Consider the following 15,655-nt stretch of genomic DNA (forward strand, 5'->3'; position numbering starts at 1 on the left):
AGGACAATGGAAACTCCAAAAGGGGGTAACGCCGCTCTGGGGGCGGGGACGGGTTCCGGGGCCACGGCCCCGGAACCCGTACTCGCCGACCCCGCGCGGGCAGGTCACCCGGTCAGGGTGCCCGCGAACAGGAGCAGGTGCGCCGCGACGAAAACGAGGGGCACGATGCGTTCCGACGTACCCAGCTCGGCGTAGTGCCTGCGCCGGCCGGGAACCGGACCGCTCCTCAGAGCTTCCCGCTCGTCGGCGAAGACCTTGACCGGGAGACGTTCCTCAAGCTTGTTGATGCCCTCGAACTTGGCGGTGTTGAGGTCCCGGTAGCTCCGGAGCTGCAGCCACCAGGCGGCCGACAGGGTGACACCGGCGAGGGCCACGGCGAGCGCCGCCCACCAGGGGGACCCGGCCGGCTCCGGGAAGCCGATTCCGATGAGGGCGACGAATGCGGTCTGGACCGACAGGAAGAAGGCGTTGGCGGTCCCGCGGCGCGCGGAGACGCGGTCGGCCATCTCCACGGCGAGCTTGTACAGCTCAAGGACCTCTGCCCGCTGGTTCGGCTCCGGAGGTGTCGTCACCGACGCTGCTTCCTCCCTCGAGTGAAGTCACGTGGGCGCATCGTAAAGGCGGGGCACGACGGCTGTCACCGGGCCGGAAGACCTTGTACGAGGCACCCGTCTCCTGCGTCCAACGGCCGCACACAGAGTGGGATTAAGGATCACGAGGGCTGGCAAGAACGAGTCACGACAGGGGGAGGAACACGTGTACATCAGCCAGAATGACCTGACCGTCGACGCCCGCCGTGCCGACGGCAGGAGCGTCCAGCTGTACATTCCGGCGGGGTGCGCCTTCGTGCGGGAGGACGGGACGATCCTGCAGTTCAGCGTTGCTCGCTCCGACGGTTCCGCCGGAGGGAACTACCTCCTCGACCACCATGGGGAGGACGCCTACGACCGGGTCGAAAAGATCGCGAAGATCTGCATGTTGTACGGACTCATAGTGGTCGAAGGAAAGTACATCTCCAGCAAGGGGATGGCGCGGCCCGAGCACTTCGCGCTGTGGGCCTCGAAGCACAACCTCAACGACAAGCTCGTCAACCTGATCGCCAGTTGGACCCGAAAGGCGCTGCACCACGACGACCACGGATACTACGACATGGCCAGCAAGCAGCTGGTCTTCCCGGGCGTCTTCGAGGTGCGCGGGCGTGGATGACATCTTCGTCTCCTACACCGAGAGCGACGTCGGATGGGCCACCTGGATCGGCGAGGTCGTGGAAGCCGCCGAACGGACCTGCGTCCTGCAGGAATGGGACTCGCTGGCCGGCGGCAACTTCGTCACGTGGATCAATGAACAGCTGTCCCGGGCGCGATGGGTGATGCCCATATACTCCCCGGCCTACTTCGCGTCGAAGTGGTGCACGACCGAGTGGACATCGGGAATGGCGCGCTCCTCGCTCCTGCCGGTGATGGTCGAGCGCTGCACCGTTCCCGCAGTACTGTCCGCGATCACGTACGCCGACATCTCGGCTGCGGACGAGCGGACTGCCCGGGAAAACCTCATCTACGCCATCAGGTTGGAAGCCCGGCCCAGAAAGTCGAAGTTCGGATTCCCCGGAAGGAAAACCTCACCGCTTCCGGAGCCCCGCGACGAAAAGACCGCCGTGGACACCCGGTGGGCCAGGATCGCCGGAGCCCTGGCCCTGGGGACGACGCTCCCCGAAGCCCGCCTCACCACCCTCGCCGCCGTCGCGGCGTCAGACGATGACGATGACGACGATGACGACGCCTGAAGCTCCCGATCCGGGAACGAGGCGGCCGTGACATGACCTCGCGCGGTGCTCGTCGACTTCCCGCTGGCCGGATCGGCCGGGGCCGTGGAGGCCAGGCGATTCGCAGGGCGCCTGCGCCGTTCGGCCGTCGGCGTACTCGCCCTCGACCCGCAGACATGGATCGCACACCTGTGCCGCATCTCCACCCGCACCACCCTCGCGGCCGAGGAACTCCTCTCGGCCCCGGCAGGCGCGTCAGCAGTCGGCTGCCGGTCTTGACACCATGTCAGCGGGCGGGGGTGCCGGGGGCGGCCTCGTCCTGTCAGGAGCGCCCGAGCACACGGGTGAGGCCGGCAACGAGCGTGGTCGCGAGGATCCACCCCAGGGCGATCAGGGCATAGGCAAGCCACTGCTGCCCGTTCGCCGCCACGAACGCCTTTTCCTGGCCGAAGTCGATGATCGGCAGCAGCAGGTCGAGTGTGTAGACGGTGGGGTTGAAGGCCGGTCCCTTGCCCGGCTCGGAGCGCTGTGGCTCGTGGATGCCGAACACGAGCGTGCCGAGCAGCGTCAGGGCGAGGAGCCATCCGCCGGCGAGCGCGGGGCGGTAGCCGTAGCCCGCGACGGCGTCCTGCATCCAGTCCCAGATCCTGGTCGTCCACGGCAGGGTCGAGCGGTGGTGACGGTGTTTGGCGCGCAGGACTCTGCGGGCTTCGCCGTCGTGGCCGAGGAGGCGGTAGGCCGCGGCGAGTTGCTCGTAGGGCTGTGGTAAGTAGTGACCGCCGAGGCTTTCCCGGAGCCAGGCAAGCCGTACGCCGGTCGAGCGCGGTGGGAGTGGTTCGAGTCGCCCGTAGACGAGGGCGTCCAGCTCCAGGAGCGGACCTCCTTGAGGACGGTCGACGAGCGTGCCGAGGGTGGATCCCCGCAGCGAGACGGACCCCGTATCGGCCCGTGCCATGCCGATGTCCAGGCGTCGCGCGTGACTCTCGTCGAGGCGGATCGCCGGCTCGTCCGAAGGGACGTGGTGCACCACGGCGTTCGACAGGACGGCTTCGCCGTTGATCTGCACGCTCGATCTCACAGCCGACGGTCGCTGCGGTCAGGTCCAGTCCACCCGTCACGCGTGCGCCGGCGATGCGGAGCGCCCGTACCCTTCCGGGACGCGGGGGCGGGCCGTCGAGAAGCAGAACGGCGATCACGTGGGCGCTGATGCTCCGCTCATGGCCCCACCCCGCGCCGTTCGAGGGATCGTCGGCGGCGGGCTCTCCCGCACGCAGGTCCAGCATGCTGCCGTCACGAAAAGCCGACCACAGACGGCGCTCGGCGTCACTCCAGTCTGCCGGCGGTGCCAGGTCGTCGGGCTGTCGGCGATTGGCCATGGTTCGTTGTACGGGAAGCCCGGTGCCCCGCGCCAGGGGGCCGGCCCGGCCCCGGCCGCGGGGACCGGGGCTCGGGAGAGCCGGGTACTACTTCTCCAGCGCCCGCACCGCCTGCCGCTCCAGGTCCAGGCAGCGGTCCACCCGTTCCGCGCACGCGTCGAAGAGCGCCCGCCGCTCCTCGGCGCCGGCATCCGGGTCGGTGTCCCGGGCGAGCACGGCCAGCTCCGACCAGTACCGAGCGGACTCCCGGAACAGTCCGGCGGCCTCCGGGCGCTCGACGAGGTCGAGGAAGTCCGCGTACAGCGGCCGGGTCGCGCCCGGGGCGGTCCACTCCTCCTCCAGGCAGGCGTACAGCCGCCCGGTGCCGGTGCGGAAGGCCTCGGGCGAGCTGCCGAACCGGCGCTCCCAGCCCTCCCGGGTGGTGCTGTCGCGCAGCTGCGCGGCGAGCTTCTCCATCCCGCTGAAGCCGAAGTTCACGTCGAACTGGTTGCCCAGAACCGGTCCGGTGAGGTGCGTGACGGTAGAGGTGATCGCCCCTGCCACGTCCGGCTCCCCCTCGGCCGGCCCGGTGGGCACGATCAGCTGGTGGCGGCCGTTGCGGTGCGCGGTCCAGGCAGCACCGAACTCCTCGCGGTCGATGCGGTACGGCGTCTCGGCCCCGTCCTCGATCAGCAGGTCGTCTCCGTCGTACCCGGCGATGACGACGGTGTACGGATCGGCACCGGTCATCTCGGCGTCCGGGTCGGCCACGTGCCAGGGCAGCGAGGAGCGGTCGACCACGCAGAAGGCGGGCTGCCCCTCGTCGAGCGCGGCCCGGACCCTGCCCCAGCGGGGCTTCATCGCGCGCGTGGCGTCGTACGGGATTCCCAGTCGGCCGAGTGCGACCTGCACCCACGGCTCGGGGTGGGCCTGGGCCACGATCGTGGCGATGGGCGGCCGGCCCTCGTACTCGAAGACGAAGTACATGAAGCCGATGCCCCCGGCCAACCCGGCCACGAGCTCTTCGCTGTGGACACTGCCCAGGGCGTGCCGGATCAGGGAGGCCTCGCGGTGGCGTCCGGTACCGAAATCTTCGTACACGAGCACAGTCATGCAGCCAGACTATCCGCGGAAGCGGCGGGAACCGGACGGCCTCTGTCAGCGGGTGGGTCTGCGGCCCGCGTTGCACTGAGTTCGGGCTCCGCCGCCGGTCTACCCTTCAGACCCGTTGACCCGGAGGAGCGACAGATGACCGACACGACGACTCTCGACCTCGCACCGCAAACTCGGATCGTGGCCCGTCTCGCGGCGGGCGTCCCGGACGCCCGGCTCGGCGACCCGACGCCCTGCCCCGAGTATGCGGTCGGCGACCTTCTGGGCCACCTCACGGGCCTGGCCGTCGCCTTCCGCGACGCCGCCCGCAAGGACCTGGGCCCCACCACGGACACGGACCCCACGGCAGCCGCGCCCTCCCTGCCCGCCGGCTGGCGCGAGGAACTGCCCCGCGTCCTCGGTGAACTGGCCGAGGCCTGGGGGGACCCGGCGGCCCGGACCGGCATGACCCGCGCGGGCGGAATGGAAATGCCCGGCGACATCGCGGGTGCGGTGGCTGTCAACGAACTGGTGATCCACGGCTGGGACCTCGCCCGGGCCACCGGCCAGGCGTACGCACCCGACCAGGCCGCACTGGGCGCCTCGCACGCATTCCTCGTGGCGGCCGCCGAGGACGAGACCCGGGGCGGGGGCATCTTCGGCCCCATTGTGGCCGTACCGGACGACGCCCCGCTGCTGGACCGGGCAGTCGGGCTGAGCGGACGCGATCCGGGCTGGACGCCCCCGCAGACGTCCCCGTGAACGGTTGCGCCGCCGGGGAGCACAACCCGGTCGTCGGGCGTTGGACTGTCGCGGGGTGCGATCTCGTTGCACGCACCGCACTACCCGAGTGATGAGGAGGACCGATGAGCACGGCCGGTGAGGGACGGCAGTGGCCGGACGAGGTCAGTGCCGACAACGCGAGGACGACGCTGGTGCAGCTCCTCGCGCGGGCGGGGGTCTCTCCCGGTGATGCGCGTCAACTGATCGGGCTCGTGGAGGCGGGGGCGCTGGCCCTCGCGCACGGGGAGCTGAGCGGCGGCATCCGCAGCGCGCCGGGGGACAAGGGCGCAGCGTACGAGTCGGGTTGGCTCGACGGGGCCGCCGGCCTCCTGGAGGAGCTCGGCGCCGTCGCCGAGCGGACCCTGGTACGTGCCGTGGGGGAGGACGGGCAGCCGGGCGCGGACACGGAGCGCCCGCGGGCCGGGCGAATCGAGGTGGAGCGGACGCGGGTGGCGCTGACACCCGTGTACCTGTCGTTCACCGCGGTCTCGGAACTGGACCCGGAGGTGACCGAGGAAGTGCTCGCCGCCGTCCTCGCCACGATGACCCCCCGGCAGCGAGCCGGGTACGCCGGGCGACTGACGGCCTTCGCCGCTGGCCACCGGACCCGGCTGGAGCGGCTGTTCGCGGAGTTCGGACCGGACAGCGCCATCGCGATCCACGGCCGGTATTCGCTCCTCCACTCCACCACGAGCATCGCCGTACTGGAGCGGCTCGTCGCCGCGCCGCAGGAGTTGCGGGAGGAATGGGACGCCGCGGAGCTGCCGCCGGCGTGGCTGGACGGTCTGACAACCGCCTGGAACGCCCCCGGCTGACCGCCGGGGGGCTGACCGCCGGGGGGCTGGCCGCCCGGCGTACTCGCGGACACGGGGCAACGCATGGGGGCCGTGGGCCGGACCCCCGGTTGCCCTGCGGTCCGGGCGGTGAGGCGGTTGCGGCGGGTCTCCCCCCGTCTGCCTCGTCCGCGGACGGGCCCGCTCGCCCGGGGCTGAGGGTCGGCTATGCGGTCACGACGTTGTACGCCGGGTAGATCTTCGGCTGCGCGTCGGTGAATCCGAGGTCCTGCAGGACCGGGACGACGACCTCTCCGAACCGGTCGAACGACTCCTGCGAATCCCAGACGTCCGCCACGAACCAACCGGTGGGGCTGGGCCCGGCGAGGTGGGCGACGAGCCCCGGTACGGGCCAGTCTGCGCGGGTCCTGAACAGGCCGCGCCCCTCGTTCATCGCGTTCGTGGCCTCCTCGTACTGGGCCTGGGTCATGCCGGGCATGTCGAACACCACGATGATGGCCATCGCCGCTCCGTCCCGCTCGTGGGCCTTGGGGAACCCTTTCGGTCCTCAGTCGAGCCCGCGGACGGGTCGCGCGCGCGTTCAGATGCGCCATCCGGGCCGGGGCGCGGCAGGAGGGATCGCCGCCGTGGTGAGCAGGGTCACTGCTTGGCGCTGGGGACGGAGAGGGGCTCGCCCGGAGCCCGCTCCTTCGCCTTCTCCATCTGTTCGCCGAGTGCGGTGAGGCGGTTGCGCCCCATGGCCTTGCGGACGTCGGGGAACCACTCCTTCTCCTCCTCCTCGACGTGGTGGCGGACGTTCTCCATCAGGACGCTCATCTTGGCGTCGAACCGCTCGTCGGCCGGGTCGAGGTCCTTGAGCTCGGAGAGCATCCACAGCACGACGTGGTGCTCCTCGATGCTTTCCAGGACGTGGTCCCTGGTGTCGGGGTCGGCCTCCCGGGCGGCCGGGTAGAAGATCTTCTCCTCGATCCAGGTGTGGGTGGTGAGCTCGTCGATGACGCGGTCGACGATCTTCCGTTTCTCCGCGTGCGCGTGGTCACCGGCCTTCTCGAACTGCTTGAACAGCTTCTCGACCGTCTTGTGGTCTTCCTTGAGCAGCACGATCCCGTCCACCAGCGCCTCCTCGGCATCGCCGTACGTTGCAGTGGCGCGGGCGGCCACCTTGACCTCGTGTACCCGATGCGGGGTCGCGCACCCGGTCCGAGGACGGGTTTGGCCCGGAATGGCGACGCGGCTACGCCGTACGCCTCCGCCCGGACATCACTGGCCCGTGCCGGTCGGGCGGGCCGGTGGGGCGGGGTGCTGGCCCGGGCCGGAGGCCGGTCCGGCGAAGGGGGTGGGGGAGAGGTCGGCCAGCTCTTCACCCGCCTCCAGCAGGGTGTGGGCGGCACCCACGATCAGCGGGTCGGGCCGGCCGACGGCACGCTCGTCCTTGTGGTCGTAGTCGGTCTGCCACAGCAGGCTGCGCATCGCCTCCAGCCGGGCGCGCCGCTTGTCGTTGCTCTTGACCACCGTCCACGGAGCGTGGGCGCTATCGGTGGCGCGGAACATGGCGACCTTGGCGCGGGTGTAGGCGTCCCACAGGTCCACGGAAGCCAGGTCGGTGGGGGAGAGCTTCCACTGGCGCACCGGGTCGACCTGGCGGATCGCGAAGCGGGTGCGCTGCTCCGCGCGGGAGACGGAGAACCAGAACTTGACCAGGAGGATGCCGTCCTCCACGAGCATGGCCTCGAAGGTCGGGCACTGATGGAGGAAGAGCTCGTACTGGTCGTCGGAGCAGAAGCCCATGACCTTCTCGACACCGGCGCGGTTGTACCAGGAGCGGTCGAAGAAGACGATCTCCCCCGGGGCGGGGAGGTGGGCGACGTAGCGCTGGAAGTACCACTGCCCGGCCTCGCGGTCGGTGGGTTTGTCCAGGGCCACGATGTGGGCGCCGCGGGGGTTGAGCCGCTCGGTGAACCGTTGGATCGTGCCCCCTTTTCCGGCCGCGTCCCGGCCTTCGCAGACGACCACGACCCGGGCCCCGGTGGCCTTCACCCAGCGTTGCATCTTGAGCAATTCGATCTGCAGGATCCGTTTGGCCCGCTCGTACTCCGCCCGCTGGATCTTCCGGTCGTACGGGTAGTTCTGCTGCCAGGTACGGATCGCAGCACCGGCGGCGTCGAGCAGCACGGGCTGCTCCGGGCGGCTCGCATCCACCCTCAGCCCGGCGAGCAGATCGTCGGAGTTCCTCTCCGGCCGCTTTTCGTCCATGCCGGACCCCTACCCGGACACGCCCGAAGGATCACAGCAACCGTCGGGCGCGCGGCCTGGGTGCACTCGCAGAGGGTTCCCTGCGGCGCAGTGGGTAGGCGGACGAGGACGAGGTGGCAGGGAGCAGGCGCAGCCGGGCTTCAGGTCATGGCTGTGATGCCCGCCGACAGCCCAGGGAGAAGTCGTGGACGCCAAGAACGCCAAGAGCGCCGAGAACGTCAAAAGCGCCGAGAAGGCCGAGGAGGCACCCGCAGACACGCCCGGCGCATTGCCGGGGAAGCCCGGCGCCGCCTCACCACAGGTGACGGAGCCGACGGAACCGACGGAGCCCCTGCCCCCGAAGGCTGACCAGAACGGGCCGGAGACGGTCGGTCCCACCGGGCAGTCCTCGGCGCAGCCGGCATCGGACCGGACGAACCCGGTATCGCCGCGGCCGACAGCGCTGCTGCTGCCGTCGGGCACACCATCGGCGCGCTGGCCGCGCACCGGGCCTGGGACAGGTTCCCGGCAGACCTGTGACGCTCAGGCCGACCTGTGACCTTCTGCGCAGGTGAGGCCCTTACGTCGACACGGCGGTGCCCGGCGTGGGCTGTGGCAGCGGCGGGAGGGGCATTTCGTACAGCCAGGCCGCGAGCAGCTCGTCCACGGGTCCGCTCGCGTGGCGGGCGACGTGGGCGGTGAAGCCCGCGGTGGTGACCACGCCGTGGCGGTGCACGGTGGCCCAGTTGCGCAACATGGCGAAGAACGCCGGGTCGCCCATGGCACACCGGATCGCATGCAGCGCGAGACCACCCCGCTCGTACAGTCGGTCGTCGAACATCAGTTTGCGACCCGGGTCGGCCAGCCGCAGATCCTGCGCCTGCCCGGCCAGCAGTCGGTGCGCGCCGGCCGCCATCTCGTGCGCCGCGCGGCCGCCGGAGCGCTCGGACCAGAGCCATTCCGCGTACTTCGCGAAGCCCTCGTTCAGCCAGATGTGCCGCCAGTCGGCGATGCTCACGCTGTTGCCGAACCACTGGTGGGCCAGCTCGTGGGCGACGAGGCGCTCCGAGCCGCGGGCGCCGTCCACGTGGTTGACGCCGAACAAGGAGAGGCCTTGGGCTTCCACCGGGACGTCCAGTTCCTCGTCCGCGACGACCACCGCGTACTCGCCGAAGGGGTACGGCCCGAACAGCTCCTCGAACAGCAGCATCATGGCGGGCTGGCGGGCGAAGTCGCGGGAGAACTTCGGCAGCAGGTGTGACGGAACGTGGGCGCTCTGCGGTACGCCGCTGAGGCCCGGGTCGCCGAGGAGCAGGGTCTGGTGCGTACCGATGGACAGGCCGACCAGGTAGCTGGAGGTCGGCGCGGACTGCTCGTACACCCACGTGGTGGTGCTGGCCCGGGTCGTCCGGGTCAGCAGCCGGCCGCCGGCCACCACGGTGTAGGGGGACGGCGTGTTGATCGAGATCTGGTACGAGGCCTTGTCGGCGGGGCGGTCGTTGCACGGGTACCAGGAGGGCGCGCCGACCGGCTGGCTGGCCACCAGAGCGCCGTCGGTGAGCTCCTCCCAGCCGATTCCTCCCCAGGGGCTGCGCACCGGTTTGGGGTTGCCCGACCAGTTCACCTCCACGGTGAAGGCGGCGCCGGCGGGCAGCGGTTTGACCGGCCGGATGCTGAGCTTGCCGCCCCGGTGGGCGTAGCGCGGCTGCCGTCCGTTCACCAGCACCCGGCCGATCCTGAACTCGGCCAGGTTCAGGTGGAACTCGGTGAGCGGTGCCCGCCCGGCGATCGCACTGAGCCGGGCCGTCCCGGCCAGCCGGTTGGGGCCGGGGCGGTATTCCAGGTCGAGTTCGTACCGGTGCACGCGGTAACGGGGGTCGCCGTTGGCCGGGAAGTACGGGTCCGAACCCGCTGTCTGGTGCCCGCTCACTGCCGCTTCCGCTCCCTGCGCCGTCCTCGGCTCCGCCCTTTCACGACCTCCACGCCTCGATCGGATTGCCCAGCCAGCGGGAATCGGCGGGGACCGACTCCCCGGCCATCACGAGGGAGGCGGGACCCAGTGTGCTGCGGGCACCGACCGTGCTCCCGGGCAGGACGATGCCACCCGGGCCCAGGGTGGCACCCTCACTGAGGATGACAGTGTCCGTCCTCAGGATCCGGTCGTGGAAGAGGTGTGTCTGCAACACGGAGCCGCGGTTCACGCTGACCGCGTCGCCCAGGGCGACCAGGTCCGTCTCGGGCAGCCAGTAGGTCTCGCACCACACTCCCCGGCCGATCCGGGCGCCGAGCCCGCGCAGCCACAGGACCAGCACCGGCGTGCCGGGCACCGATCCGGCGAGCCAGGGCACGGCCAGCACCTCGACGAAGGTGTCGGCCAGCTCGTTGCGCCATACGAATCCGCTCCACAGTGGGTGCTCTCCCGCCCGGTGCCGGCCCACGAGCAGCCACTTCGCGGCCGTGGAGACCGCGCACGCGGCCGTTCCTGCGGCGAGCAGGACCACTCCGGACAGCAGGGCAGCGGCCCAGATCCCCACGCCGCTCGTCGTGGCCGGTGCGCTGAGGGCCGCCACCGTCAGTACCGCGAGCGCGGCCGAGGCGAAGACCGGGACGAGCCGGCACAGCTCCACCGTGCCGCGCGCCCAGAGCAGGCGGGCGGGCGGCTCGTACGTGCGGCTCCGGTCGGCAGCCGCGGCCGATCGAGGCAGCCGGACCGGCGGCAGCCCCAGGTAGGAGCTGCCCTTCTTGGCCTTCTTGGGGGTGGCGGACAGCACCCCGACCAGTCCGTCGTCCGGCACGGTGCGGCCCGGCGCGGTCATTCCCGAGTTGCCGAGGAACGCCCGGCGGCCGATCTCGGAGTGCCCGATCCGCACCCAGCCGCCGCCCCACTCACACGGGGCGGCCAGGGTGTCGTCGGCGAGGAACGCCCCGTCACCCACGGTGGTGAGGCTCGGCAGGGCGAGCACGGTCGACACCTCCGCCCCCCGGCCGACCTTCATGCCGAGCAGCCGCAGCCACACCGGTGTGATCAGCCCGGCGTACAGCGGGAAGAGCGTTTCCCGGGACAGGTCCATCAGCTGCGTGACCGTCCAGGCCTGCCAGGCGACCCTGCTGTGCGTCGGATGGCTTCCCGTGCGCAGCCCGAGGCTGAGCAGCCGTACGGCGATGAGCAGCAGCGCGGCGTACGCGCACCCGAAGGCGAGCGCACCGGGCACCACGGCGAGCAGCGCTCCGCCCAGTGCCCGGGAGAGGCCGGCGTCGGCGGGCACGAACCGGCCCACCAGGAGCAGGGCGGGCAGGGCGGCGAGCACGGGCAGGGCCGTGAGGCAGAAGCCGGTGGCTCCGTACATGGCGCGCCAGCCCATCCCGCGCGGCGGGCGTTCCTTGGGCCAGTTGTGCTTGGCCTTGCCCACCTTGGCCGCGGGCGCTCCGGCCCAGCGCTGGCCGGTGGGGACCTGTCCGACCACGGCGGAGCCGGGTGCCACTTCGGCCCGCTTGCCGACCCGGGCGCCCGGGAAGAGCATGCTGCGGGTGCCGACCACCGCTCCCGCACCGACCCTGACCGGGCCGATGACGAGACGGTCGCCGTCCAGCCAGTGCCCGGACAGGTCCACTTCGGACTCGACGGCGCAGCCGCGGCCGAGTTTGAGCATGCCCGTGACCGGAGGCAGCGCGTGCAGGTCGACCTCGGCGGCGACCTTGGCCCCGAGGGCCCGCGCGTACCGCTCCAGCCAGGAGCCGGTGAGCGACGTGGCGCCGGTGTACTCGGCCAGTCGCTCGGCCGTCCACAGCCTCAGGTGCACGCTCCCGCCGCGCGGGTGCACGCCCGCCCGCACCCCGCCCAGCAGCAGCCGGGCGCCGCCGGCCGCGAGCGCGAGGCGGCCGGGCGGGCTGAACAGCAGGACGGCACCGGCGGCGACGAGCCACCAGGAAGCGGTCGGCGCCCACGGATAGGGCCCGAACCAGTGCAGTACGTTCCCCAGGGCCGCCAGAGCGACCGTCCAGCGCAGGCCGACCAGGGTGAACAGCGGGAGCAGCAGAAGACACTGCGTCACCTTGGCCCGCAAGGGCACCGGCGCGACGGTCCGGGCCACGGCGTCGTCCGGGAGGGACTTCTCCAGCCGCCGGGCCAGCCTGCGCAGGGTGGGCTGCTGGTAGATGTCGAGTACGGCCGAGGACGGGTAGCGGGTCCGCAGCCGGGTGGTGAGCCGGGCGGCCGCGAGGCTGTTCCCGCCGATCGCGAAGAAGTCGTCGTCGGCGCCGGTGACGGGCACTCCGAGGATCTCGCCCCACTGCTCGGCGAGCCAGGCCTCGGTGCCGTACAGCTGCTCGGCCGGGCCGGCGGCCTCCTGCTCGGGCAGAGGCCAGGGCAGTGCGTTCCGGTCCACCTTGCCGGAGGTGCGCGTCGGCAGCTCGTCCACCTGCGCGAGCAGCGGCACGAGGGCGGCGGGCAGTTCGGCGCGCAGCCGCTCCACGGCCGCGGCGCGGTCCCAGCCTTCCTGGGTGACCAGGTAGCCGACGAGCAGCTGGTTTCCGCCGCGCGCCGTGCGTACGGCGGCGGCTGCGCCGGCGACGCCGGGCAGCGCCTGGAGTGCGGCGTCCAGCTCGCCCAGCTCGACCCGGCGGCCGCCGAGCTTGACCTGTTCGTCGGCGCGGCCGAGGAAGACCAGGCCGTCCGGTTCCGCGCGGACGAGGTCACCGCTGCGGTAGGCGCGCTGCCAGCCCAGGGCTGCCGAGGGTGCGTACTTCTCGGCGTCCTTCTCCGGGTCGAGGTAGCGGGCCAGGCCCACGCCTCCGATGACGAGTTCGCCGCTGCCGCCCATCGGCACCGGCTCACCGGACTCGTCGACCACGGCGAGCTCCCAGCCGTTCAGCGGGAGGCCGATCCGGACCGGTTCCTCACCGGTCAGGAGCGCGGCGCAGGCGACGACGGTGGCTTCGGTGGGGCCGTACGTGTTCCAGACCTCGCGCCCCTCGGTGACCAGGCGCCGGGCCAGCTCGGGCGGGCAGGCCTCGCCGCCGAAGATCAGCAGCCGGACATCGCTCAGGGTTTCGGGATCCCAGAGCGCGGCCAGGGTCGGGACCGTGGAGATCACGCTGATCTCCTGTTCCACCAGCCAGGGGCCGAGGTCGGCGCCGCTGCGCACCTGCGAGCGGGGGACGGGCACGAGGCAGGCGCCATGGCGCCAGGCCAGCCACATTTCCTCGCAGGAGGCGTCGAAGGCGACGGACAGGCCGGCCATGACCCGGTCGCCGGGGCCGATCGGGTCCTCGGCGAGGAACAGCGCGGCCTCGGCGTCCACGAAGGCCGCCGCGCTGAGATGGCTGACGGCGACGCCCTTGGGCGTCCCGGTGGAGCCGGAGGTGAAGATGATCCACGCGTCGTGTCCGGGGCCGGGCCGCCCGGCGGGGGCAGAGGCATCCGCGGCATCGCCCACGCCGGAAGCGGCGCCACCGGCGGCACGGGCGGCTTCGGTGACGTCCATGACCTCGATGTGCCGCCCGGCGCCCAGCACCGCCCTCACCCCGGCCTCGCCGAAGACCAGCCGGGCCCGCTCGTCCGGGTCCTCGGCGTCGACCGGCACGTAGGCGGCGCCTGCGGCGAGGACGGCGAGGACGGCCGCGTACAGGTCGTTGGTCCCGGACGGCACGCGGACGCCGACCCGGTCGCCGGGCCGCACCCCGGCGGCCACCAGCGAACGCCGCCGACGCTCGACCTCGCCGGCCAGTGCCCGGTACGTCAGCCGGCCGGTGCCGTCGTCCAGGGCGAGCTCGTCCGGATACGCACGTACCGAGGCCTCGAAGATGTCGACGAGGGTGCGCGGCGGGGCCGCGGGCCCCGCGGAGAACCGGGCGGACTTCCCGGACTCCCGGGCCGTTCCCCCGTCGTCGAGCAGAGTGAGTTCACCGCGTTCAGGTGTGGCTGCCATCGGCCCTCGCGTCTCGCTCCCGGAAGCGTCCCGGGTCCCCGGTGGAGCCCGGGGGCACCCGGGTTGTTCCGGTCCGGTGCCGAACAACCCGTCAGTTTAGTGCGCGGGCACGGGTTCTCCCGGTGAAGACGTGCGCGTGGCCGGGAAGGACCGCAACGCGCCACTGAACGCAGGCGTTCATCGCCGCCCGGCCCGCCGGCGCGAACGCGGCCGGTCGTGCGGCGGCGAAGGGGACAGGCCGAACGTCACGGCGACGTGCGCACCCCCCAGCGGACCGCGGGTGATGAGGACCGCGCCGTGGGCGGCGAGCGCCGCCCGGCGCGCGATGTCGAGGCCCAGCCCGGTGGAGCCCGTACTGCCGCCGCGCGCGAGGGCGCCGTCCGGATCGGCGATGCCCGGGCCCGCATCGTGGACGGTCAGTTCCACGGTGTGCGCGGTGCGGCTCACGGAGATCTCCAGGGCCGCGCCCCAGGGGGCGTAGCGGAAGACGTTCCCCACGAGTGCGTCGACGACGGCCGTGATGTCCGATTCCGGCAGGCAGACCGGGGTCGGCTCCTCGGTGACCTGGACCTCGCAGGGGCGCCCCTGCTGGCCGGCCAGCACGGCCCAGAACGCCGCCCGCCTGCGGACGACGTCGGCGACCTCGCAGCGTTCCAGGCCGGCGGGGGACCCCTCCTGGGCATCCCCGCGCAGCGCCCGTCCCATCGGGCCGACGGCCAGGGGGGTGCGGGCCTCGGCGATGATCGCGTTGAGCTCCTTCTCCAGTTCGGCGACCGCCGAGTGGATGCGGCCGGTCTCGGCGCTCGGCGCGATCCGCTCCACCGCCAGGTGCAGCGCGGTCAGCGGGGTGCGCAGCCGGTGCGACAGGTCGGCGACCAGTTCCCGTTCCACCGCGAGCAGGTCCGTCATCCGGTCGGCCATCGTGTTGAACGCCGTACCGGCTTCTTTGAGCTCGGGCGGACCCTTGGGCTGCACCCGGGAGTCGAGGTTCCCCGCCCCCAGCCTGCGGGAGGCCTCGGCCAGGCGCTTGGCGGCGGTGACGACGGCCGACCCCAGCCGGTCGGCGACCAGTACGGAACCCGCGAGCAGGACGACGGCCAGCCCGGCCATGACGCTCCACGACAGGGCTACGCCGCGCGTCAGTTCGTCGTCGGGAACGAAGTTCTCCACGACCGCCACCCGGTCCTGGGGCAGGATCACCGGCTGCAGGTAGATCCAGCCGCCGGGCACGTCCCGCGAGATGGACTCGCGTTCCTCCCCGGCCCGGCCCAGCAGGTCCGGCGGCGCGTGCCCCGGGCCGCCGACCGCGCTGCCGTCCGGCAGATGGATGACCATGTGCTCGGCCGCCCGCAGGCCGGCCCCGGCCTCCCGCAGCTCGGCCGGGTCGGTGGTGAGCGCCAGGATCGGCGCCATCGCCGCGGCGCTCTGCTCGGCCGCGGTGACGCTCTGCTCGCGGGCGAGAGACATCACCAGCAGCCCGAGCGGGATCAGGAACGAGAGGGCGACCATCGAGGTGACTGCCAGGGCCACCCCCGCCAGGGAGCGCCTCACCACGCGGCTCCGCGCTCGTTGCCGGGTCTTCGGGGCCCTCGGGTCACGGGACAGCGCTCCAACAGGTGGGCCGCGCGGCAGCGGCACGGGCAGGGTGTCGGCGGGTACGGCGCCCGGAGCGAATGCGCGGGCACCGGCCGGGTGTCCGGTACGGCGTCC

15 protein-coding genes are annotated in these 15,655 nt (G+C 72.2%); 6 read left to right on the forward strand and 9 right to left on the reverse strand.

Annotation, left to right across the window (positions count from 1 at the left end):
- Positions 1-104 precede the first annotated feature (104 nt).
- Complete coding sequence (locus tag ACZ7H1_RS27515) at positions 105-572, reverse strand: RipA family octameric membrane protein (RefSeq protein ID WP_470790464.1); 468 nt, start codon at positions 570-572, stop codon at positions 105-107.
- Between the two features lie 184 nt (positions 573-756).
- Here ACZ7H1_RS27515 and ACZ7H1_RS27520 point away from each other — a divergent pair, with 184 nt between their 5' ends.
- Genes ACZ7H1_RS27520 through ACZ7H1_RS27530 form a run of 3 tightly spaced genes read left to right on the forward strand, consistent with a single transcriptional unit; the run spans position 757 to position 2,041 of the window.
- The gene (locus ACZ7H1_RS27520; RefSeq protein ID WP_470790465.1) at positions 757-1,206 is read left to right on the forward strand and encodes a hypothetical protein; all 450 of its coding nucleotides are present in this window, start codon (positions 757-759) and stop codon (positions 1,204-1,206) included.
- On the forward strand, positions 1,199-1,783 hold the full coding sequence (locus tag ACZ7H1_RS27525) for a toll/interleukin-1 receptor domain-containing protein (RefSeq protein WP_470790466.1): 585 nt from the start codon (positions 1,199-1,201) through the stop codon (positions 1,781-1,783). Before ACZ7H1_RS27520 ends, ACZ7H1_RS27525 begins: the two co-directional genes overlap by 8 nt.
- Before the next feature lie 45 nt (positions 1,784-1,828).
- Complete coding sequence (locus ACZ7H1_RS27530) at positions 1,829-2,041, forward strand: hypothetical protein (RefSeq protein WP_470790467.1); 213 nt, start codon at positions 1,829-1,831, stop codon at positions 2,039-2,041.
- A gap of 43 nt (positions 2,042-2,084) precedes the next feature.
- On the opposite strand, the gene ACZ7H1_RS27535 is transcribed toward ACZ7H1_RS27530, so the two are convergent.
- Positions 2,085-2,828 carry a hypothetical protein gene (locus tag ACZ7H1_RS27535; protein ID WP_470790468.1) on the reverse strand — a complete coding sequence of 248 codons (744 nt, stop codon included), beginning with the start codon at positions 2,826-2,828 and terminating at the stop codon, positions 2,085-2,087.
- A gap of 397 nt (positions 2,829-3,225) precedes the next feature.
- Positions 3,226-4,230 (reverse strand): BtrH N-terminal domain-containing protein, encoded by a 1,005-nt coding sequence (locus tag ACZ7H1_RS27540; RefSeq protein ID WP_470790469.1) that lies wholly within the window; start codon positions 4,228-4,230, stop codon positions 3,226-3,228.
- 135 nt (positions 4,231-4,365) lie between these two features.
- Here ACZ7H1_RS27540 and ACZ7H1_RS27545 point away from each other — a divergent pair, with 135 nt between their 5' ends.
- On the forward strand, positions 4,366-4,971 hold the full coding sequence (locus tag ACZ7H1_RS27545) for a TIGR03086 family metal-binding protein (RefSeq protein WP_470790470.1): 606 nt from the start codon (positions 4,366-4,368) through the stop codon (positions 4,969-4,971).
- A gap of 104 nt (positions 4,972-5,075) precedes the next feature.
- Positions 5,076-5,807 (forward strand): hypothetical protein, encoded by a 732-nt coding sequence (locus ACZ7H1_RS27550; RefSeq protein ID WP_470790471.1) that lies wholly within the window; start codon positions 5,076-5,078, stop codon positions 5,805-5,807.
- 184 nt (positions 5,808-5,991) lie between these two features.
- On the opposite strand, the gene ACZ7H1_RS27555 is transcribed toward ACZ7H1_RS27550, so the two are convergent.
- From ACZ7H1_RS27555 to ppk2, 3 genes are all read right to left on the reverse strand, one after another.
- Positions 5,992-6,288 carry a hypothetical protein gene (locus tag ACZ7H1_RS27555; RefSeq protein ID WP_470790472.1) on the reverse strand — a complete coding sequence of 99 codons (297 nt, stop codon included), beginning with the start codon at positions 6,286-6,288 and terminating at the stop codon, positions 5,992-5,994.
- A gap of 137 nt (positions 6,289-6,425) precedes the next feature.
- Complete coding sequence (locus tag ACZ7H1_RS27560; RefSeq protein ID WP_470790508.1) at positions 6,426-6,899, reverse strand: hemerythrin domain-containing protein; 474 nt, start codon at positions 6,897-6,899, stop codon at positions 6,426-6,428.
- 147 nt (positions 6,900-7,046) lie between these two features.
- The gene (ppk2, locus tag ACZ7H1_RS27565) at positions 7,047-8,039 is read right to left on the reverse strand and encodes a polyphosphate kinase 2 (protein ID WP_470790473.1); all 993 of its coding nucleotides are present in this window, start codon (positions 8,037-8,039) and stop codon (positions 7,047-7,049) included.
- 184 nt (positions 8,040-8,223) lie between these two features.
- Here ppk2 and ACZ7H1_RS27570 point away from each other — a divergent pair, with 184 nt between their 5' ends.
- A complete protein-coding gene (locus ACZ7H1_RS27570) occupies positions 8,224-8,577 on the forward strand; it encodes a hypothetical protein (RefSeq protein ID WP_470790474.1) in 354 nt (117 codons plus the stop codon).
- A gap of 21 nt (positions 8,578-8,598) precedes the next feature.
- Here ACZ7H1_RS27570 and ACZ7H1_RS27575 read toward each other — a convergent pair whose 3' ends face one another.
- The 3 genes from ACZ7H1_RS27575 to ACZ7H1_RS27585 form a co-directional block, all read right to left on the reverse strand.
- The gene (locus tag ACZ7H1_RS27575) at positions 8,599-9,948 is read right to left on the reverse strand and encodes a M1 family metallopeptidase (RefSeq protein WP_470790475.1); all 1,350 of its coding nucleotides are present in this window, start codon (positions 9,946-9,948) and stop codon (positions 8,599-8,601) included.
- Positions 9,949-9,988: 40 nt separating this feature from the next.
- Positions 9,989-13,945: a Pls/PosA family non-ribosomal peptide synthetase gene (locus ACZ7H1_RS27580; RefSeq protein WP_470790476.1), complete on the reverse strand. Its 3,957-nt coding sequence runs from the start codon at positions 13,943-13,945 to the stop codon at positions 9,989-9,991.
- Between the two features lie 177 nt (positions 13,946-14,122).
- On the reverse strand, positions 14,123-15,496 hold the full coding sequence (locus tag ACZ7H1_RS27585; RefSeq protein ID WP_470790477.1) for a sensor histidine kinase: 1,374 nt from the start codon (positions 15,494-15,496) through the stop codon (positions 14,123-14,125).
- Positions 15,497-15,655: the final 159 nt, after the last annotated feature.

The organism is Streptomyces sp. NPDC037401 (genome assembly GCF_055602345.1).